The organism is Rahnella perminowiae (assembly GCF_019049695.1).
Classification (GTDB): Bacteria; Pseudomonadota; Gammaproteobacteria; order Enterobacterales; family Enterobacteriaceae; genus Rahnella; species Rahnella perminowiae.
In genome coordinates, this window is the sequence record NZ_JAFMOT010000010.1 from 1 (window position 1) to 255 (window position 255).

General features: G+C 49.4%; 1 rRNA gene. It reads left to right on the forward strand.

Annotated elements, in window-relative coordinates:
• Positions 1–56: 56 nt before the first annotated feature.
• Positions 57–255, forward strand: a 16S ribosomal RNA gene (locus J1781_RS00025); the annotation flags it as partial.

Sequence of the window (255 nt, forward strand, 5' to 3'; positions counted from 1 at the left end):
ATTATTACGAAGTAATCTCTGAGCACCGCTTAACGTGTTTAAGCAAATCGAACTTTTAATTGAAGAGTTTGATCATGGCTCAGATTGAACGCTGGCGGCAGGCCTAACACATGCAAGTCGAGCGGCAGCGGGAAGTAGCTTGCTACTTTGCCGGCGAGCGGCGGACGGGTGAGTAATGTCTGGGAAACTGCCTGATGGAGGGGGATAACTACTGGAAACGGTAGCTAATACCGCATGACCTCGAAAGAGCAAAGT